18 protein-coding genes are annotated in these 19,525 nt (G+C 69.1%); 14 read left to right on the forward strand and 4 right to left on the reverse strand.

Annotated features, from left to right (window positions below; genetic code table 11):
- Nucleotides 1-98: 98 nt before the first annotated feature.
- Nucleotides 99-596, forward strand: coding sequence for a hypothetical protein (locus AB8M46_RS27880; protein WP_394362187.1), 498 nt, complete (start codon nt 99-101; stop codon nt 594-596).
- A complete protein-coding gene (locus AB8M46_RS27885) occupies nt 593-1,516 on the forward strand; it encodes a hypothetical protein (protein ID WP_394362188.1) in 924 nt (307 codons plus the stop codon). Before AB8M46_RS27880 ends, AB8M46_RS27885 begins: the two co-directional genes overlap by 4 nt.
- A 6-nt stretch (nt 1,517-1,522) precedes the next feature.
- Here the strand turns inward: AB8M46_RS27885 and AB8M46_RS27890 are convergent, their stop codons facing one another.
- Nucleotides 1,523-2,356, reverse strand: a complete 834-nt coding sequence (locus AB8M46_RS27890; RefSeq protein ID WP_394362189.1) for an alpha/beta hydrolase family protein — start codon at nt 2,354-2,356, stop codon at nt 1,523-1,525.
- 184 nt (nt 2,357-2,540) lie between these two features.
- On the opposite strand from AB8M46_RS27890, the gene AB8M46_RS27895 reads away from it, so the two are divergent.
- The gene (locus tag AB8M46_RS27895) at nt 2,541-3,620 is read left to right on the forward strand and encodes a DnaJ domain-containing protein (RefSeq protein ID WP_037344146.1); all 1,080 of its coding nucleotides are present in this window, start codon (nt 2,541-2,543) and stop codon (nt 3,618-3,620) included.
- Between the two features lie 98 nt (nt 3,621-3,718).
- On the opposite strand, the gene AB8M46_RS27900 is transcribed toward AB8M46_RS27895, so the two are convergent.
- The gene (locus AB8M46_RS27900) at nt 3,719-6,217 is read right to left on the reverse strand and encodes a M14 family zinc carboxypeptidase (protein WP_125736302.1); all 2,499 of its coding nucleotides are present in this window, start codon (nt 6,215-6,217) and stop codon (nt 3,719-3,721) included.
- A 235-nt stretch (nt 6,218-6,452) separates the two neighbouring features.
- Here AB8M46_RS27900 and AB8M46_RS27905 point away from each other — a divergent pair, with 235 nt between their 5' ends.
- On the forward strand, nt 6,453-7,142 hold the full coding sequence (locus AB8M46_RS27905) for a DUF998 domain-containing protein (protein WP_394362190.1): 690 nt from the start codon (nt 6,453-6,455) through the stop codon (nt 7,140-7,142).
- Nucleotides 7,143-7,479: 337 nt separating this feature from the next.
- Here AB8M46_RS27905 and AB8M46_RS27910 read toward each other — a convergent pair whose 3' ends face one another.
- Nucleotides 7,480-8,124, reverse strand: a complete 645-nt coding sequence (locus AB8M46_RS27910; RefSeq protein WP_037344143.1) for a hypothetical protein — start codon at nt 8,122-8,124, stop codon at nt 7,480-7,482.
- A gap of 692 nt (nt 8,125-8,816) precedes the next feature.
- Between AB8M46_RS27910 and AB8M46_RS27915 the strand changes: the two genes are divergently transcribed.
- From AB8M46_RS27915 to AB8M46_RS27960, 10 genes are all read left to right on the forward strand, one after another.
- Entirely contained in the window at nt 8,817-10,127 is a 1,311-nt protein-coding gene (locus AB8M46_RS27915; RefSeq protein ID WP_394362191.1) for a helix-turn-helix transcriptional regulator, read from the forward strand.
- Nucleotides 10,124-10,828 (forward strand): hypothetical protein, encoded by a 705-nt coding sequence (locus tag AB8M46_RS27920; protein WP_394362192.1) that lies wholly within the window; start codon nt 10,124-10,126, stop codon nt 10,826-10,828. The genes AB8M46_RS27915 and AB8M46_RS27920 overlap by 4 nt, the downstream gene beginning before the upstream one ends.
- Nucleotides 10,819-11,415, forward strand: coding sequence for a dCTP deaminase (dcd, locus tag AB8M46_RS27925; RefSeq protein WP_125736308.1), 597 nt, complete (start codon nt 10,819-10,821; stop codon nt 11,413-11,415). Before AB8M46_RS27920 ends, dcd begins: the two co-directional genes overlap by 10 nt.
- The gene (locus tag AB8M46_RS27930) at nt 11,399-12,481 is read left to right on the forward strand and encodes a thiamine-monophosphate kinase (RefSeq protein WP_394362193.1); all 1,083 of its coding nucleotides are present in this window, start codon (nt 11,399-11,401) and stop codon (nt 12,479-12,481) included. Before dcd ends, AB8M46_RS27930 begins: the two co-directional genes overlap by 17 nt.
- A gap of 424 nt (nt 12,482-12,905) precedes the next feature.
- Nucleotides 12,906-13,667 (forward strand): 3-oxoacyl-ACP reductase FabG, encoded by a 762-nt coding sequence (gene fabG / locus AB8M46_RS27935; protein WP_394362194.1) that lies wholly within the window; start codon nt 12,906-12,908, stop codon nt 13,665-13,667.
- A gap of 3 nt (nt 13,668-13,670) precedes the next feature.
- Nucleotides 13,671-14,123 (forward strand): MaoC family dehydratase, encoded by a 453-nt coding sequence (locus AB8M46_RS27940; RefSeq protein ID WP_037344134.1) that lies wholly within the window; start codon nt 13,671-13,673, stop codon nt 14,121-14,123.
- Between the two features lie 91 nt (nt 14,124-14,214).
- Entirely contained in the window at nt 14,215-15,240 is a 1,026-nt protein-coding gene (locus tag AB8M46_RS27945; protein WP_394362195.1) for a phosphotransferase family protein, read from the forward strand.
- A gap of 2 nt (nt 15,241-15,242) precedes the next feature.
- A complete protein-coding gene (locus AB8M46_RS27950; protein ID WP_016333240.1) occupies nt 15,243-16,466 on the forward strand; it encodes an acyl-CoA dehydrogenase family protein in 1,224 nt (407 codons plus the stop codon).
- Complete coding sequence (locus AB8M46_RS27955) at nt 16,463-17,644, forward strand: acyl-CoA dehydrogenase family protein (protein ID WP_037344129.1); 1,182 nt, start codon at nt 16,463-16,465, stop codon at nt 17,642-17,644. The genes AB8M46_RS27950 and AB8M46_RS27955 overlap by 4 nt, the downstream gene beginning before the upstream one ends.
- Nucleotides 17,641-18,756 carry an acyl-CoA dehydrogenase family protein gene (locus AB8M46_RS27960; protein ID WP_394362196.1) on the forward strand — a complete coding sequence of 372 codons (1,116 nt, stop codon included), beginning with the start codon at nt 17,641-17,643 and terminating at the stop codon, nt 18,754-18,756. Before AB8M46_RS27955 ends, AB8M46_RS27960 begins: the two co-directional genes overlap by 4 nt.
- Nucleotides 18,757-18,810: 54 nt before the next feature.
- On the opposite strand, the gene AB8M46_RS27965 is transcribed toward AB8M46_RS27960, so the two are convergent.
- Nucleotides 18,811-19,428 carry a TetR/AcrR family transcriptional regulator gene (locus tag AB8M46_RS27965; protein ID WP_016333237.1) on the reverse strand — a complete coding sequence of 206 codons (618 nt, stop codon included), beginning with the start codon at nt 19,426-19,428 and terminating at the stop codon, nt 18,811-18,813.
- Nucleotides 19,429-19,525: the final 97 nt, after the last annotated feature.

Consider the following 19,525-nt stretch of genomic DNA (forward strand, 5'->3'; position numbering starts at 1 on the left):
GGGTAATACGCCCGAATGGACCAGTGCGGGACGTATCAGGGGCTCGTCGTTCCGCGTCCTTACCCAGAAGGACGTCTTTTCCGAGGACGGTGAGGTCCATGAAACGGCTGTTCAGCGCGGCGATGGCGATCGCCGCACTCGGGTTCGCGACCGCCTGCGGCGGGACGTCCACGCCCCGCGACACGGCGCCGGGCGATCTGACGACCGACAGCGGGATCACCACCGAGACGGCCCCGACGGCGTCGTCCGACGCGCCGCCTACGGGACCGGGCCCGACGAAGGACTCCCCTCCGCCCGGCGTCGTGCCCGGAAGCCCGATCAGGTACAACAGCGACCTGCTCGGCACCGACCCCGCCACCGCCAAGGACGCGATCGAGCAGAACCTCGAACGGCTCTGCAAGAGCTCCCGGCGATGCGGTGTCTCGGTCGTGGTCGTGGGCGAGGGGAACTGCATCCGCAGTATCGGCCCGAATCCGGTCTACCCCGGCAAGACGATCACGATCCGGGCGAGGGCCTGCGAAACCGAGACCACGGAGGAAAGCTCGGCGCCGCCGAAGCCGGAAAGCTCGCAGCCGAGCGAAACCACCGGCGGATGAGCACCCGGCGGCCACTACGCCGGGGCCTGCGCGCCCCCACGCCGCCGGAGCCCGAATCCGCGGCGGGCCCGTCGCACGCGCTCAGGCTGGTCGGCACCGTGCTGGCCAACACGACGCTGCTCACCGCGTTGCTCTACTACTTCGGGCTCGTCTACACGCAGACGTACTTCATCTACTTCCGCGTGCACTACACCCTGCTCGGCCAGACACCGGACGAGATCTTCGGGCGCGGTGTCGACGGGGTGCTCCTGCCCCTGACTGCCGCCGCGGGCGCCGCGTTGCTGTTCCTCGTCCTGACCCGGTTCCTGAAGATCCGCCTAGGCGAGGGTTCCTGGGCCCGGCTGCTGCGGATCTGCTCCCCCGTCGCGGGTGTCCTCGGCCTCGCGCTGCTCGCCGTCACGACCGCGATCGCCCTCGACCCGGAACCGTTCCGCGACCGGCCTGGTGCGCCGGGGATCGGCTTCGCGATCGGGGTCCTGATGGTGCTGTTCTCCTGGCGGCACTGGACAGCGCACAGAACGGGAAGCACCCGGTCGAGCGTCGCGGAACTGGTGACCGGCTACGTCCTGGTGAGCATCGGCCTCTTCTGGGCGGTCGGCGACTACTCGGGAGCCGTCGGCACGAGCCGTGCCTTCGAAGCCTCCGGGGTGATCGCGACCAGACCGGCCGCGACCCTGTACAGCGCGGAAAGCCTCAACCTCACCGCGAACGGTGTCCTGCAGGTGAAATGCGCCGACCCCGAATCGGCCTACAAGTACCGGTACACCGGGCTGAAGCTGCTGCTCCAGTCCAGCGGCCAGTACGTCTTCCTCCCGGCGAACTGGCGGGCCTTGACCGGTGTCGCGTTCGTGATCCCGAAAACCGACAAGCTGCGCCTCGAATTCGGCCCGCCCCGCTCGGCGCCGCTACCCGGCTGCTGACGTGCGTCAGCCCAGGTGGCGCGTCAGCCACTCGGCGACCGTGTCGTCCACCAGTTTCGCGATCGGCAGCTGCGGCGCGGGCTCGATGCCCGGTTCTTCCGCCAGCGGATGGGCGAGACCGGCCACCCTGGCCAACTGGACGTCGTCCGGCCGGGCGTACCGCTCGCGCAGCGCGGTGACCAGATCGTCGGCGTCGGTGCGCAACGACGGATAGTCGTCCTCGCCGGAGACGAGCAGCAGCGGAACTTGGGTTTCCCGCGCCGATATTTCACCCGATCGTGCGACGAAGTCGAGCCGATCCGCGGCCTGGTCCGCCTCGTCGTTCCACGGATACGGCTGGTCCAGCAGGCCTTCCACCAAGCCGACCACCGAACGCGCCCGCACGGCGGGGTTGATCAGGGTCGCCGCGCGCACCGGGATCTCCCGCGTGGCCAGGATCGTCAGCGCCACCGCACCACCGAGCGACCCGCCGGCGACCGCCGTGCGGGACGTGTCGAAGCCGAAGCGTTCACGCAGTTCGGCCAGCGCGGCGGGGAATTCCAGCGCCGCCTGGCGGACGAACGGGTCGACGTAGGCGAGCATCGCGTCCCGCCGGGCCCGTTCGACCACCGCGTCCATGCCGCCGTCGACCATTCTCGCGCCGCACAACGGCATTCCGAGATACACCCGCCACGCCGGCACCCCGGCCAGCGGCAACGCGGCCGCGAACGCCGCGTCGGAGCGGGGCGCGTCGATCATATGCCAGGCGACCACCACCGGCGCGGGTCCGCTGACCTCGGCAGATGGCGGCAAGACCGTGAACGGCACCCCGGCGGCCGTGCCCGTGACCGGTTCTCCCACCGCGATCCTTCCTCGTACGCTGTCGATCTCCACGATATCCAGGACGCGGCGGAGGCGGACCTCGTTCCGCCACAAGCGAAACAGTATGCCCGCGACGTCACCCCGACGCGCCGCGGAGGTGGTTGCGACCCGGCGACGGCGGCCGAATAGTGTTGCGGCCCGGCCCTTTGGAGGTGAACCGCCCGTGCCCGACGTCGACTATTACGAGGTGCTCGGCGTGGGCAAGGCCGCCTCGGTCAACGAGATCAAGACCGCGTACCGGCGGCTGGCGAAGTCGCATCACCCGGACACCGGCGGATCCGCCCTCACGTTCCAGCTGGTCCGCGAGGCCTACGACACGCTCAGCGATCCGATGCGGCGTGCGGGCTACGACGCGGGCGGGCGCTCGGTGCGCGCCCCGATCCGGCCGCGGCCGCGGCGCCGCTTCGGCGAAGAACCGGGCTACGAGCCCGAACCGGTCGTGATCGATCCGGACGACCTCGAATGGTGGGAATTCGCCGCACAGGACGAGCGCGTGCGCCACGGCCGCCGTCGTGGCCCCGGGCACACCCCCGTGGTGGCGGCGGTCGGCGGGATGGTGCTGGTCCTGCTGCCGGTGCTGACCGGCGTCGGCTTCTCGGCCCCCACGCTGATCGTCTGGCTGATCCTGACCGCCGGCACCGCCCTGCTGGTGCAACGGCTCGCGCGCGGCTATCTGGCCGCCTCCCGCGCCAAGAACCGGTTCGCCGCCGAGTTCGGCGGGAAACGCGTGTTCGGCACCCCCGGCGTCGAGACCGACGAACTCGCCGAGCGTCTCACCGCCGACATGCTCGAGCGCTATCTGACCCGGTTGCCCGGCGCGCGGATCTTCCACGGCCTCTCGTGGCCGGACTCGGTGTTCGCCGACGTCGACCACGCGGTGCTGTGCGGGAAGCGGCTCGTGCTCGTGGAATCGAAGCTGTGGCTGCCGGGTCACTACGAGACCGATGACGACGACCGTCTGCTGCGCAACGGCCGCGCCTTCCGCGGCGGTGGGAGCAGACTGACCGAAAGCCTCGCCGAATTCCGGCGGGTGCTGCCCGGTGTCACGCTGCGCGGGGCGATGGTCGTGTACCCGAGCCGGACCGGTGAGATCACCACGGATCCCGACGATCCCTCCCCCGCGCCGCCGATGACGCCGGAGCAGTTCCTGCACGAGATCGGCGGCTGGCTGGCGGCGGAACCGTCCACTGTGGACACGGCGACCATGCGAGTCGTACGGGACCGCGTGGTCGGCACCGTCTAGCCCCCTCCGCATTTCGTCCTCTGAATGCGTACGCGCGTGAAGGCCTCCTTCCCTCGGCTGAGCCGAGGGAAGGAGGCCTTCACGCGCAATACGAGGAACTACCGGCCCGAGCGCTCCTTCTTGGCGCGCGCCGACCGGGTGCAGACCTCACCGACGTCGACCGTCTGGCCGCGGTCGATGTAGACGTCCGCCAGCCCGACGAGCTTGCCCTTCGGCGACGTACAGGTCAGCTGGTACGCCTCCTTGGGACCGTAGGTCGGCGGGATGGGCGACTGGAACGACACACCGCCGGTCCAATCGTCCACAGTGGACGGGTTCGCCTGCGAGTAGTTGACCAGCACGGCCCGGTAGTCCCCGGCGGGCGGGTCGTACAGGATCGCGTGCTCTTCCGTGGTCCCGCCGTTCGCCGACGACGACACCATGTTGCCCGCGGCGTCGAAGACGTACAGGTCCCAGTCGGTGTCCTGACTGGCCCACTTCACGTCGACGCTGAACTTCCCGTTGTCGACCTTGGGGAGCCCGTCCACGTGGAACGTGAAGCTCTCCGAAGCCGGGTCGGTCGGGTAGTTCGTGTTGATCGCCGGGACCCCGGGCGGGTTGGCGACCTGGATCGCCGCCTGCGCCGGCCCCTGCGGTTCGCGGCCGTAGCGGCCCGCGACGTAGGGACGGGTCGACGGGTTGATCGACCACGCGAACCGGCCACCGGTCGACGACAGCGACGAGTTCAGGTCGTCGGTCACGTAGATCGGCGGCTTCGTCGAGCCGTCCGGCTGCACCACCGGGGAGGTCGGCGTCTGGAAGGTCTTGTGCAGCTTCAGCTGGTAGCCCTTCGGCGCCGTGCCGATCAGCGTCGAGTGCGCCGCCGGGTCGGCGGCGTTGGCCATCATGTCGATGAAGGCCGCACGGTTACCGCCCTTGCCGGCACCGGCCGCGGGGGCGACGCCGGTGTACTCGGCGACGACACCGGCCTCGAACGGCGGGTGGAACTCCGTGTTGCCGATCTCGAAGGTGAAGCCCCAGCCACCGGTGGCCCAGTACGACCAGTCCTCGGTCGACCCGGTCGTGTCGTAGAGCGCCCACGACGGCTGGCTGGTGTATCCGTTGCGCGAGGCCATCTTGTCGCCGAGCGCCTTGTACGCCGGCTCGTCGAGCGGCGGGCGGACGGCGGCGACACCCGGGACACGCAGCACCAGGTTCGAGAAGGTGTGCAGCGTGATCAGGTTGGTCACCTGGCGGTTCGACACGATCGAGCGGATGTTCTGCGTCTCGGGCTCGGAGAACGGGCCGGAGCCGCGGAACGTGTCGCTGCGCCACAGGGTCGACGCGCCGGCGCCGCCCCAGAAGCCCGCGTAGTTGCGGTTCGGGTCGGTGCCGCGTTCACGGCCGCCGGGGTTGGCCTTGCAGACGCCGGTCGCGAACTCCTTGGGCGAGTCGTTGACGTTGCAGTTCTTGCGCTTCATCTCGTAGTCGAACCGCGAGAAGTCGCCCTTGGGCTCGGCCTCACGGGAGATTTCGAAGCCGTCGGGGTTGACGATCGGCACGATGATGTTGCGCGTCCGGCCGACCAGACCGCGGATCTCGGGGTTGTTGCCGGTGTAGCCCTTGACCAGTTCGTGGGCCCATTCCATGGCGTGCTCGCCCGCCGGCCACTCACGGGCGTGGTGCACGCCCATGGTGAAGTTGACGGGTTTGCCGTCGGCGATGTTCTTGACGTCGGTCGCGATCTCGAGACCGACGACGTCACGGCCTTCCCAGGTCGGCTGCGGCAGCGTGAACGCCGTGGCGATCTTGGGGTTCTTACGGGCCAGTTCCTTGACCTCGAACTGGTAGTCGTAGAGGTGCCGGTAGCTCGTGCGCCCGGACGGCAGGGTGGAGCCCGGCGTCTTCGCGGCGTACTCGCGGTCGGTCTTGGCGTTCTGGATCGACCGCGCCGAAAGGTCTCCGTCGACCACCTTCGACTTGAAGCCGTTGTCCGCCAGTGTCTTGCGGTCGGCGTCGTTGGCGAGGACGACCTCGACGCCGGTGGCGTCGGCCTTCTCCGTGACGTCCAGGCCGAGCCGGAGGAGCTTGTCCTTGTCCTGCTTGGCGGGCGTCTCGACCCGGACCAGTTCGGCGCGCTGCGGCGCGGGCGCGGCGCCGGTCGGGGTCCCCTGCGGCGTGAGCGCGAGGAAGTCGACCCCCAATACCGCGTCGCGCGTCCGGCCGTCGTACCGGCAGGTCTGCACGACCAGTTTCTGGTCCTTCTTCACGAAGCCTTCGGCGAGCTCGTGGCTGCGCAACGCGGCGGACGCGGCGACCACGGCGCCGGTGGCCTTGTCGAAGACCGCGAGGTCCCAGTCGCCCTCGGTGCCGCCGCGCGGCGCCAGGCGCGCCTGCAGCAGACCGTCTACTGTGGACGTGAACTCGCGCCGATCGGTGCCGGACGTACCCGGCTTCTGCAGCGCGGCGAAACAGGAACGCGGCACGGCCTGATCGGCCCGCACCACGTTGTCCGCGGCCCCCGCCGTCGTGGCCGACGGAAGTGCCACGAAGGCCCCGGCGAGTACCAGGGTCGCCGCGGTCCATCCCGCTCTTCGCCGGTTTGGTGAATACCCCACAGACTGACCTCCTTGGACAGTCCGGTGACCGGGTGAGGTCACCGGTAGCGAGACCCTAGACCCGCGACCCCGCCGGAGGGACCCGCCACAAGTCGTCTACACCTCTTTCGGCCCAACGATCTCACCGTCCGTGCCGGAACGATCACCGGCACGCGCGCCGTAGAATGGGACTTTCCTGTCGATTCCGACAGGTCGGCCTAAGAAAACCTTCAGGTTGGGTGGTTACCTTTCAACCATGACGACGCCCCAGGTCACCGCCAGGTCGCCACTGGCCCTGCTGGCCGCCGTGGTCTCCGTCGCCGGCGGAGCGCTGCTGATCCTGTTGCTGCAGGTCCTTCCCGCCACCAGCGACATCAGCCCGGTCCGCCGCACCATCAGCGAGTACGCGCTCAGCGAGAACAAGTGGATCTTCGACGTCGCGGTCCTGCTGGTCGCGTTCGGCTCGGCGATCGGCTTCGGCGCGCTGATCCGCCGCAAGCACCTTCCCGCGCTGTCCGCGGCATCGGTCTTCTGCGCGCTCTGGACGGTGAGCCTGGTGGTGATCGTGGCGTTCCCCAAGAACAACTGGGCGATCGGGCCGAGCACCGGCGGGACGGTGCACCGGATCGCGAGCGTCGTCGCCTTCGTCTGCCTGCCGCTGGCCGTGTGGTTCGCGGCGAAGGCCGTCTTTCCCTCCTCCCCCGTGCGGCGCGCCGTGACCAGGGTGCTCGCGGTGGCGGCCCTGGCCTGGTTCGGCGTGATCCTCGGGGCGATCGTGGTCTCGATGAACGGCGGCGAACCCTGGTGGCGGGCGATCCCCCTCGGGCTGGTCGAACGCGCGATGGCGCTGACCGGACTGGTCGCGCTGGCGTCGCTGCTCATCCCCGCGCGCGTGGTCACCGCACCGGTGACCGAGCAGGCCGAAGCCCTGGAGATCGCGTCCTGACCGCCGAACGCCTCGCCCGCGCCTGGGACGAAGCCGCCGACGGCTACGAGGCCTACTACGTCCCGCGGTTCGCGCCCTGGGTCTCGGCGGCGGTGCACGCCCTGCCCAGGCGCTGCCCGAGGGCCCTGTCCTCGTTCCCTGCTGCGGGACCTTTCCGGAGCTCGACGTGCTCACCGGGCCGCGGGCAACCCGCTCGTCCCCGCGTTGGAGGGCGCCACGCTCGAACGGGACGAGGTCCTGTCGTTCCCGATGGTCCACCCCGACGCGGACACGTTCTTCACCGCGCACACCCGTTCAGGGCCGATGCGGCCGCTCGCGGACGCGCGCGGTGAAGAGTTCATCGCCGTGCTGCGCGAGGAATTCCTGCGAAGGGCGCCGGAAGGGGAATGGCGGCACCGTCCGTCTGCCCGGCATATCGTGGCACGGGCGTGATCTCGACGGCGTCGTCGTCGGCGTCCTTGCGCAACCGCGCCGTGCACACCGAAAGGTGCACCACGTTGGCACGTTTGTGGTGGCGGTACACGTGGACGTCGGTGGCGAAGCACGCCGCGGCCAGCAGGGCCCGCCGCTGCTCGATGCGCTCGTAGCCGACCCCCGCCGGGCAGAACACGGTGACCTCGACCTCGTCGCCGCGCGGTTTGGTCCACAGGATCACCGGCAGCTTGCCGTCGAGGGTGCACACCCGGGCGCGGGCGAATCCGGTCCGCAGCCGGTGCTGCACGACGATCGAGCGCAGCCGGTCGCGGAGGAACCGTCGCGCCGATTTCCAGTAGAACAGCCAATTCGCGACGCCGAACAGCACGACCGCGCCCCAGATCGGGCCGGCCGCCTGGAAAAGCGAGAACAGCGCGTACGGGAGGACGAGGAGCGCGCCGATCTCGTACCGCCAGTGGTAAAGCGCGGTGATCGGGTTGGGCCTCCTGACCACCGTGATCTCCCTGGCCAGCTCGGCGATCGCCTGGGGTTCCTGCCAACGGCTCATGACCTTCCTCCTGTCCGTCCGGCGGTTTGCTCGGCGGCCACGGCCGCCGCGGGAATGGAGCGGACGACACCGGCACCGGCGCAGTCCGGGCAAACGGCGTCCTCGTAGGGCCACCACCCCGTGCCTCCGCACGGTTCGCACGCGTGCACGGTGTCCCAGCGGGGATCGCGGTAGACACGGCGCCTGCTGTTCGGCACCCGGGTCACCTGCCAGCCACGAGCGGCCGCTCTCGAGTCCTCGCCGGACGCGAAAAGCCATTCGTGGAAGCGTTCGAGAAGTCGATCGAACCAAGATCGGGGCGCTGCCGTGTGGTTCTCGTGGTGGGACATGAGGTTCACCCCCGATGCGGCGAAGCACTGACGCGGATCGGCACACACGACGCCTACTCCGGCATTCGTGTGGCCCGCAGGCGACGCGAACCGAAACGGATGCACAGCGTTACGATCAGATGGCTGACAGCATCTGCTCTTCGGTCGTGCCCTGTCCGGACCGGCCCTCTCGGCCGGGCGGGTCACGCACCCCAGGACCAGGAAGAACAGGCCCGGACTCGGCTACTCGCACGTTGTGACACGACATTGACCGACGCGCCAGCGCGGTCCGATTCGCTTGCTGTACTCTCCCCGTTGTGTGCACGTTCAGTCACCGCCCTACTTTGCCTACTAAAGGTAGGTAAGCCTGTGTCTAGTGCCTACATGAAGCCTACATCGGCCGGACGGCGGCCGGTAAGCCCCGATGCGGAAACCGTTACCGCGTCGGGTGTCGGCCGTGAGCTACGGCGGCTGCGCAAGGCCGCCGGGGAAACCCAGGCGGAAACCGCCCGGATCATCGGGGTGACCAGGGCGAACCTGACTCAGTGGGAGACCGGCAAATACCTGCCGTCGACCCATAACGCCCGCCAGCTCGACGACCACTTCCGCGCCGCGAACGCGCTGTTCACCCTGGTCGAGGCGGCCCGATCGCCGCAGGAGCACACCGCCCCGCCCCTTGTCGCCGACGCCGGCGTGGTCGACACTTCGCGGTCGCTGCTGCAGGTGTTCCACACCGTCGGCGCCAAACTCGCCGAGCGCCTGATCCGCGACGAGCACGGGAAACCGCTGGGCTGGCGGCACAATCTGCAGAAGAGCACCGGGCCGAAGGCGCTCAGCACCGCCTATGGGATCAACACCATGCTGATGGTAGGCGATCCCTACATCGGCCTACATACACTCGCCGAAGATCTCTACCGGCTCCAGTCGGCGCACGGCTGGCGGGGCCGCGCGGGCGGCAGGCGGCCGGAGACCACCGCGTCGGTGGTGGACGCGCTTTTCCGCACCAGCACCATGTCCGCGGACGACGGACTGAAACAACTCGAAGGGTCGCTCCTGATCGGAGAGGAAATCGACCCGTACAGCCGGACCCGTCCGTACCTGTTGTCCGCCGTGCTGCACACGGCGGTCCGGCTGCGGCCGGACGCCCCGCTGACCGACCGGCTGATCGACGCCCTCCTGGCGGCCCGGCTCGACTTCGACGGCTCACTCCTGTGGCCGGAGAAGAACGAGGCCGGGCTCGTCGCCCCGGAGGCTTCGGTGGTGCACACCGCGCGGTCGGTCGTCGCCCTGCGGGACGTCCTGCGCAGCCGTGAAGATCGCAACGACGTCCGTGAGGCGGCCGACGAAGCCACACAATGGCTCATCGATCGGTCCCATTCGGACGATGGCGTGGCAGAGGATCTAGAGAGGCCTCGCCCCGACGGTGAAGGAACGACCCGGATCATCATCCGGCACTTCACCTCCGCCTGGGTCGTCCAAGCGCTCGCCACCGCCCCCTTCCTGCCACTCCCCCGGCTCAACCGGGCGCTCGGAACCCTTTGGGAGCGCTACGACGCCGACCAGGGGCTCTGGGCCTGGGAGAGCGGAGACCTACCCATTTGGCAGACGCTGGACGCCGTCACCGCGCTCCGCGCGGCCGCCTTCGCCGCCGCGGCGCCCCCGCTCAGTCCTCCAGGAATCCCAGGAACTCCATGATCGACACCCCGCCATCGACCCTCGCCGCCGTTCCGGCGGACGGTGACGCCGACCTTCCCTGGCTGCGCACGGTCGCGCGCCGGGTCCAGGACTCCCCCGACGTTTTCCTTTCGTGGCTCGAAGAAATCCTCGGTGACGAAGAAGCCGTCCGCGCCGCGGCGAAGCGTTCCTACTGGCATCCCAACGGTTTCGCCAAAATGGTGCTCCACGCCTCGCCCGATTTCCGGATCCGGCTCCACGTCTGGCCGGAATCCGCGGAGCCGTCGCGCGGCGAGTCCAATCCGCACAGTCATCGGTGGGAATTCGCCTCGGCCATCGTCGCGGGTGAGGGCCTGCACATGGTCGAGTTCCACGAAACGGCCGACGGCGGGAAGCCGTACACGCGGTACCGCTACGGCGCCGACCCGGCGAACCCGGCCGCGTTGCTCGCGGACGGCGAGGCCCGGCTCGAAGTGGACAAGACCCCGCACGTCCGGCTCGGCGAGGTCTACTCGTGCGACACCGGAATCGTGCACACCGTGCGGCCGATCGCGGCCGGGTTGACCGCGACGGTGGTGATCCAGGGGCCGCATCGCACCAGCACCACCGTCGTCTACTGCGAGCCGGGCGAATCCGACGACCAGCCCAACGGCGACCTGACCGAGGCCGATTTCCGTGTCCTGGTCGGCGCCGTCGCGGAAGCGGTGGCGTCATGCCGCTGAACTGGCCCGCGCCACGTCGCGGCATCCTGACCGACAGGGCCATCAGACGGGCGCACCGCAGCGGGGAGCTCACGATCACCCCGTTCGAACCGACCCTCGTCCGCCCCGCCGCGATCAGCCTGCGGCTCGGGCACGAGGCCTTCGCGCTGGAATCGACCGGGACCGTCGACATCGCCGACCGGAGCACCTATCCGGAACTCCGGCCGAAGGAACCCGACGCCGAAGGACGGCTGTGCGTCGAACCCGGCGAAGTCGTCCTCGCGCCGACGCTGGAGAAGATCGGGCTTTCGGAGAAGCTCGCCGGGCTCGTCGACGGGACGAGCGACTACGCGCGGCTCGGCATCAGCGTCGTCCTTTGTGGACAGGTCAGCCCCGGTTTCGGCAGTGAGAAAGGCGCCGTGCTGACCTTGGAGATCGTGAACCATCTGCGGCATCCGGTGCTGCTGCACCCCGGAGCGCGGATCTGCAACCTCATGCTGTTCGCCTCGACCGGAAGCGAACAGCCCTACGGCGCGCTGCCGCACAACTATTCCAGCGACCACAACGTGGCCCCGTCCCGATTGGCGGATCATGTCGGCCGTAACTGAACTCTCGCCGGTCGGCGACGACGTCCGCCTCGGCGACCTCGGCGAGCACGCGATCCTGGAGCACATCCTGCGGCCGCGTTACGGCGGTGTCCGCGGGTTCGGTGACGACTGCGCCGTCCTCGACGCCGAAGAGGGACTTCGCGGCGATCTGGTCGCCACCACCGACAGCTGTCCCACGCCGCTGGTCACCATCCTGGGCGAAACGGATCCGTATCACGCCGGATGGCTGCTGGCGACGATCAACCTGTCCGATCTGGCGGCGGCCGGGGCGACGCCGCTTGGCCTGGTCGTCAACTACACCCTGCCGAAGACGACCACGGCGGGCGAATTCCGGCGGCTTCTCGACGGCGTGGACGACTGCACGAAGAAGCACGGGACCAAGGTCGTCGGCGGCGATCTCCGGGACGGTCCGGTCCGGCAGCTCACCGCCACCGCGATCGGCCGGTGCGTCCCCGGCGGCAGGCTCGGGCGACTCGGTGCCGAGGTCGACGACCGTCTGCTGCTGGTCGGTTCGCCCGGTTACCTGTGGTCGTACGCGTTGCTCGTCGAACAGCAGGCGCGGCTCTCCGATTCGGCCGTCGCCGAGATCCGCGAGCGTGCCTGTAAGCCGATGGCGCAGGTGGCCGCCGGGAACGCGCTCGCCACGGCGGGCCTGGCACGCGCCGCGATGGACGTCTCGGACGGTCTTTTCCCGACCGTGCGGACCCTGTGCGGGGCCAACGGCCTCGGCGCGCGGATCACGACGGCCATCCGGCTGGACGAGCCGCTCGCCGACGTCTGCGCGCAGTCGGGACTCGGGCGGTTCGAGCTCGCGCAGGCTTGGGGCGACTGGACGCTCGTGGTCGCCGTGCGGCCGGAGGACGTCGAGCTCGCCAAGAAGACGCTCGCCGGCGAAGGTGTCGCGGCGCAGGAGATCGGCGTGCTCGTTCCCCGCGAGGAAGGCATTTCGCTGGACGACGGCGAGCCTTGGGAAGGGATCGCGCAGGAGCGGTTCTCGCCCAGTTCGTGGCATGGCGGCGAGCTGCCGCGGCTGATCACCGAGGTGCTGGGCAAACGGGCGAGCTGACCCGAGCCTCGTGAGTGGTACGGACGGTTAGGGCCAAGGCTTCCTTAGGTACCTACTGAATGTGGGGGTCAGTTGGCCGAAGGTCCGTGAAGGCCTCCTTCCCTACCTTCAGGGTAGGGAAGGAGGCCTCCACGGACTTCTCGCTCGCCACCCACGGCTCGGCAACACCACCAGCCCCAGCGGTCGGCGTAAAACCCCTGCCCCAGTAAATGAAGGTGAGCAAGGGGCGCATGTGGCACCTCAGCGTGCTTGCGGAAGCGCAGGTCGGCGCGCCAGATGTCGGGACGATCAGCTCGCCGGGAGTGGCCGTTCGGGCGCCCGTGATTACGATCACAGCGAGACTCCTGGCCTGACTTCTCTACAAACCAACTGCTTAGTACGGCAGACTCGACGGCACTTCCACTCGACGACGAGGAGAACACCCGTGACCGAACACCCCTCCCGTGTAGCGATCGTCACCGGCGCCGGCCGCGGCATCGGGGCGGCCGTGGCCAAACGGCTCGCTTCCGACGGATTCGCCGTCGGCCTGCTGGACCTCGACGAGGCCGGTGTCGAACAAGGGGCGGAAGCGATCGTCGCCGAGGGCGGCAAGGCCGTCGGTGTCGCGCTGGACGTCAACGACGCCGCGCAGGTCGAAGCCGCGGTGACCCGGGTGGCCGAGGAACTCGGCGCGCCGACCGTGCTGATCAACAACGCCGGCATCACCCGCGACAACCTGCTGTTCAAGATGACCGAACAGGACTGGGACTCGGTGCTGGGCGTGCATCTCAAGGGCTCGTTCCTGATGACCCGCGAGGTGCAGAAGTACCAGACGCAGGAGAAGTGGGGCCGCATCGTCAACCTGTCCAGCACCTCGGCGCTGGGCAACCGCGGCCAGGTCAACTACTCCGCCGCCAAGGCCGGTATGCAGGGCTTCACCAAGACCCTCGCGATCGAACTGGGCAAGTTCAACGTCACCGCGAACGCCATCGCCCCCGGGTTCATCGCCACCGACATGACCGCGGCGACCGCCGAGCGGCTCGGCATGTCGTTCGAGGACTTCAAGGCGGCGGCCGCGTCGCAGATCCCGGTGCAGCGCGTCGGCACCCCCGACGACATCGCCAACCTCGCGTCGTTCCTGGTGAGCGACGGCGCCGAATTCATCTCCGGTCAGGTCATCTACGTCGCCGGCGGACCGAAGGACTGAGCCATGCGCGAATTCGCCTCCCTGCAGGAGTTCGAGAACGCCGTCGGCGAGCACTTCGGCTACAGCGACTGGCTGACGCTCACCCAGGAACGGGTGAACCTGTTCGCCGACGCCACCGACGACCACCAGTGGATCCACGTCGACGTCGAGAAGGCCGCCGAAGGCCCGTTCGGGGCGCCGATCGCCCACGGTTTCCTGACGCTGTCGCTCATTTCGGGCTTCGTCGGCAAGCTTTACCGGGTCAACGGGCTCAAGATGGGCATCAACTACGGCCTGAACAAGGTCCGGTTCCCCCAGCCGGTCAAGGTCGGCGCGAAGATCCGGGCGGGTGCCGAACTGGTCGAGGTCACCGACGTCGCCGGCGGCAAGCAGGCCGTCGTCCGGTGGACGATCGAGATCGACGGCGAGCCCAAACCGGCGTGCGTCGCGGAAATGGTCGTCCGCCTGATCGCCTGAGAGAGTGACCTCCGGCACCTCGCCGGACCAGCCCTACCTGACATACCGACTGGTCGGTACTGTTATCGGAAAGCGAGACGCTGGAGGCACCATGAACCAGTCCGACCTGCCGGGCCTCGACCTGACCAGGCTCAAGGCCCATCTGGACGAGCACCGGCCGGGTCTCGTCCAGGGCGACCTGAGCGGCCAGGTCGTGGAAGGGGGCCGGTCGAACCTCACCTACATCGTGGGTGACGGCCGGTCCCGCTGGGTGGTCCGCCGCCCGCCGCTGGGCCACGTCCTGCCGACGGCGCACGACATGGGCCGCGAGTACCGGGTGATCTCCGGCCTGCACGGCACGGCGGTCCCGGTGCCGGAAACCGTGCTGCTGTGCGAGGACACCGGCGTCATCGGCTCGCGGTTCTACGTGATGGAGTTCGTGGAGGGCACGCCCTTCCGTTCGGACACCGAGCTGGCCGCGCTGGGTCCCGCCCGCACCAAGGCGATCGCGGACGAGCTGGTCGACACCCTGGTCGCGCTGCACGCCGTCGAGCCGGAATCGGTGGGACTGGGCGATTTCGGCCGTCCCGAGGGCTTCCTCGAACGCCAGTTGCGGCGCTGGAAGAAGCAGCTCGACGGCAATCGCAGCCGCGACCTGCCGGGCGTCGACGAACTGCACGACCGGCTCGCCTCGTCGGTGCCGGAATCGGGCGAACCGTCGATCGTCCACGGCGACTACCGGCTGGACAACGTGCTGGTGAACGCCGACGACCGGATCACCGCGGTGCTGGACTGGGAGATGTCCACCCTCGGCGACCCGCTGACCGACCTCGCACTGCTGGTGGCCTACGCCGAACGCGACAAGGTCTCCCTGCAGTTCGTGTCCAACGCCAGTTCGGCGCCGGGCTACCCGCGCAACGACGAGGTCATCGCGCGGTACGCCGAACGTTCCGGCCGCGATGTGTCCCGGCTCGACTGGTACGTGAGCTTCGCGTTCTTCAAGCTCGCGGTGATCCTGGAAGGCATCCACCTCCGCTACAGCAAGGGACAGACCGTCGGCGCCGGATTCGACGGCATCGGCTCGGGCGTCGTTCCCCTGATCGCGCACGGCATCGAAACGCTCAAGGAAGAGGGATAGGGATGGACTTCGCCTTCGACGCGAAAACCGAGGAACTGCGGGGAAAACTCCTCGAGTTCATGGATTCGCACATCTATCCGGCCGAGGCCGTCTTCGAGCGGCAGCTGGCCGAGCGCGACAGCGAGTGGTCGCAGCCGCCGATCGTCGAGGAACTCAAGGCCGAAGCCCGTAAACGCGGGCTGTGGAACTTCTTCCTCCCCGGTGACCACGGCGCGGGCCTGACGAACCTGCAGTACGCGCCGCTGGCCGAGATCACCGGCCGCAGTCTCCGGCTCGCGCCGACCGCGGTGAACTGCGCGGCACCGGACACCGGGAACATGGAAGTGCTCACCATGTTCGGCACCGACCAGCAGAAGAAGCAGTGGCTGCAACCGTTGCTGGACGGCGAGATCCGGTCCGCGTTCGCGATGACCGAGCCCGACGTCGCCTCTTCCGACGCGCGCAACATCGCCACCAGCATCCGGCGTGACGGCGACGAATACGTCATCAACGGTCGCAAGTGGTACATCTCCGGCGCGATGAACCCGAACTGCAAGATCTTCATCGTGATGGGCAAAACCGATCCGGACGCGCCCGCGCACAAGCAGCAGAGCATGATCCTGGTCCCCCGCGACACCCCCGGCATGACCGTGAAACGCGGTATGCACGTGTTCGGCTACACCGACGGGGACCACGGCGGCCACGCCGAAGTGCTCTTCGAGGACGTCCGCGTACCGGCGGAGAACCTCATCGCCGGCGAGGGCGACGGGTTCGCCATCGCGCAGGCACGCCTCGGGCCCGGGCGGATCCACCACTGCATGCGCGCCATCGGGATGGCCGAGCGCGCGCTGGAACTGATGTGCCGCCGGGCGCTCTCGCGTGAGACCTTCGGCAAGCCGATCGCCGAACAGGGCGTGGTGCAGGACTGGATCGCCGAGGCGCGGGTCAAGATCGAGCAGCAGCGGCTGCTGGTCCTGAAGACCGCGTGGCTGATGGACACGGTCGGCAACCAGGGCGCGCACACCGAGATCCAGGCGATCAAGATCTCCACCCCGATCACCGTCGAATGGATCCTCGACAAGGCCGTGCAGCTGTTCGGCGCGGGCGGGGTCAGCCAGGACTTCCCGGTCGCCGAGATGTGGGCGCAGGTGCGGACGCTGCGCCTGGCCGACGGCCCGGACGAGGTGCACAAGCGTTCGCTGGCGCACCGTGAGCTGAAGAAGTACCGCGGGGAGGCTTCGAAGTGACCACTGTGGACGATCTCAAACGGCGCGTGGCCGAGTTGCTGGCCGCGTATCCGCCGGAAAGCACGCCGCGTCAGGACTTCCTCGACGCGCGGTTCGACGCCGGGCTGGCGTGGATCCACTTCCCCGAAGGCCTTGGCGGGCTGAACGCGCCCCGCTCCCTTCAGTCCGTTGTCGACAAAGAGCTCGCCGCGGCGGGCGCGCCGGACAACGACAAACGGCGGATCGGCATCGGTCTCGGCATGGCCGCGCCGACGATCCTCGCCTTCGGCACGCCGGAACAGCACCAGCGTTTCCTGCGTCCACTGTGGACCGAACGCGAGGTGTGGTGCCAGCTGTTCAGCGAGCCCGGCGCCGGCTCCGACCTGGCCGCGCTGGGCACCCGCGCGGTGCGTGACGGCGACGACTGGGTGGTCACCGGCCAGAAGGTCTGGACGTCGGGCGCGCACAAGTCGCAGTGGGCCATCCTGGTCACCCGCACCGATCCCGATGTGCCGAAACACCGTGGCATGACGTACTTCCTGTGCGACATGACCGCGCCGGGCGTCGAGGTCCGGCCGCTGCGGCAGATCACCGGGGAGGCCGAATTCAACGAGGTCTTCCTCAGCGAGGTCCGCATTCCCGACGCGCACCGCCTCGGTGCGGTCGGTGAGGGCTGGAAGGTCGCGCAGACCACGCTGATGAACGAGCGGGTCGCGATCGGCGGGACCGAGTTCCCGCGTGACGGCGGCATGGTCGGCGTCGTCGCGGAAGTCTGGCGGGAGCGCCCGGAGCTGCGGACGTCCGAACTGCACGACAGGCTGCTGAAGCTGTGGGTGGAAGGCGAAAGCCTGCGCCTGGTGAGTTCGCGGCTGCGACAGCAGCTCGCCGCGGGCGCGCCGGGGCCGGAGGGTTCCGCGGTCAAGGTCGCGTTCTCCGAGCTGAACCAGGCCGCGTCCGGGCTGGAGATCGAGCTACTCGGCGAAGACGGTCTGCGCTACGACGACTGGACGATGCGCCGCCCCGACGGCGTGAACTTCCTCGGCCGCGAAGCCGGCTATCGCTATCTGCGCGCGAAGGGGAACTCCATCGAGGGCGGCACCTCGGAGGTCCTGCGCAACATCATCGCCGAGCGTGTGCTGGGGCTGCCGTCCGAGCCGCGGATCGACAAGGACGTCGCCTGGAAGGACCTGCCCCGATGAGCGACCTGCTGTACTCCGAGGTCGAAGAGGACCTTCGCGCCAGCGTCCGTGACCTGTTCAAGGACCGCGCGGAACCGGCGGCCCTGATCACCAGGACCGAGACGGCCGAACCGTACGACCTGAAGCTGTGGCGCACGCTCGCCGCCGACCTCGGCACGGCGGGTCTCGCCGTCCCGGAGGCGCTGGGCGGGCACGGCGCTTCGGCGCGGGAAGTCGCCGTCGTGATGGAGGAGCTCGGGCGCAGTGTCGCCCCGGTCCCCTATCTCGGCAGCGCCGTCCTGGCGACGTCGGCCCTGCTGGCGACCGACACGGCACAGGCGGAAGTGACCGAACGGCTCGGGAAACTGGCCGCGGGCACGCTCATCGGCGCGCTGGCCGTGCCGCTGTCGACCGCGCCCGGCGCCGAGTTCCCCTCGGCGGTCACCGCGGCGGCCGACGGCACGCTTAGCGGCCGGGTCCGAAGCGTCGCCGACGCTTCGGTGGCCGAACTGCTCGTCGTCCCGGCGGTGGGACCCGACGGTCCCGGCCTGTACACGGTCGACGCGGCGTCGGCGGGGGTGACCGTCGCCGAGGCGATCTCCCTCGACCTCACCCGGCGCATCGCCGACGTGACCTTGGAGAACGCGGCCGCGAAACGCGTCGCCGACGCCTCGACGGCGGCGTCCGCGCTGGACACGGCACTCGTGACCGCGGCGGGTCTGCTCGCCTCGGAACAGCTCGGGATCGCCGAGTGGGCGCTCACCGAAACGGTGCGCTATCTCAAGGAGCGCTACCAGTTCGGCCGTCAGGTCGGCTCCTTCCAGTCATTGAAGCACCGGCTGGCGAACCTGTACACGGATCTGGTCAACGCCAGGGCGACCGCGCGATACGCCGCCGACTGCCTGGCCTCCGGTGACGACATCGCGATCGCCGTCGCGGTGGCACAGGCCCGCAACTCCCCCATCGCCGTCCACGCGGCCGAAGAGGCGATCCAGCTGCACGGCGGGATCGGCATGACCTGGGAGCACCCCGCGCACCTGTACCTGAAGCGCGCGAAGAGCGACGAGATCGCCTTGGGCACTCCTGGACGGCATCGCGCGGCTCTCGCGCCGCTGATCGACCTGCCGGCCTGATCCACCCGGCGGGGTCCGCCCGGAAACGGTCGGACCCCGCCGAGCGGCTGGGCGCTACTCGGGCCGCAATGCGGCCAGCAGGAGATCCGCGAAGTGGTCGCCGATCTGGCGGGCCGAAAGCGCGCCGCCACGCCGGTACCACGAACCGAGGTGGTGCACCGAGCCGAAGAAGAAGTCGACGATCACGTCGGCCGGTTTGTCCCCGCGGAATTCGCCGGACTCCTGGCCTTCCTCGATCAGCGTGCGGAACCGCTCGTGGTACTTGCGGCGTTCCGCGCGGACGGCCTTCTGCTTCTCCACGCTGAGCTGGTGCATGGACTGCATGAAGATCGTGTTGTCGTCGAGGTTGTCGATCGTGCTGACGATGACGTCCGAGGCGGCGGAACGCAGCCGCTCCCGCAGCGGCGCCTCGCTCGAGGCCACCTTTTCCAGCTGCTCGGTCTGCGAGCGCAGCACCCGGGCGTAGATCTCGTAGAGAAGGTCGTCCTTGGAGCCGAAGTAGTGGTACATCGCGCCCTTGGTGACGCCGGCCGCCTCGACGATCTCCTGCACGGAGGTGCGGTCGAAACCCTTCTTGGCGAAGAGCTTCGTGGCGTGCGACAGCAGACGGCGCGGGACGGCGGCCTGGTCTTCGCCGCCTGCCTCGGCCTTCCGGGTGGTCGCTCGTGTCATGACCGGCTCCTTCTCGTGCGGACACTCAGCATACCGGCCGGTTTGTCGACGCACGGGAAAAGGCACTCGAGATCGCGTGATCAGGCACGTGACTCGC

This window comes from Amycolatopsis sp. SB7-3 (assembly GCF_041021335.1).
GTDB lineage: Bacteria > Actinomycetota > Actinomycetes > Mycobacteriales > Pseudonocardiaceae > Amycolatopsis > Amycolatopsis japonica.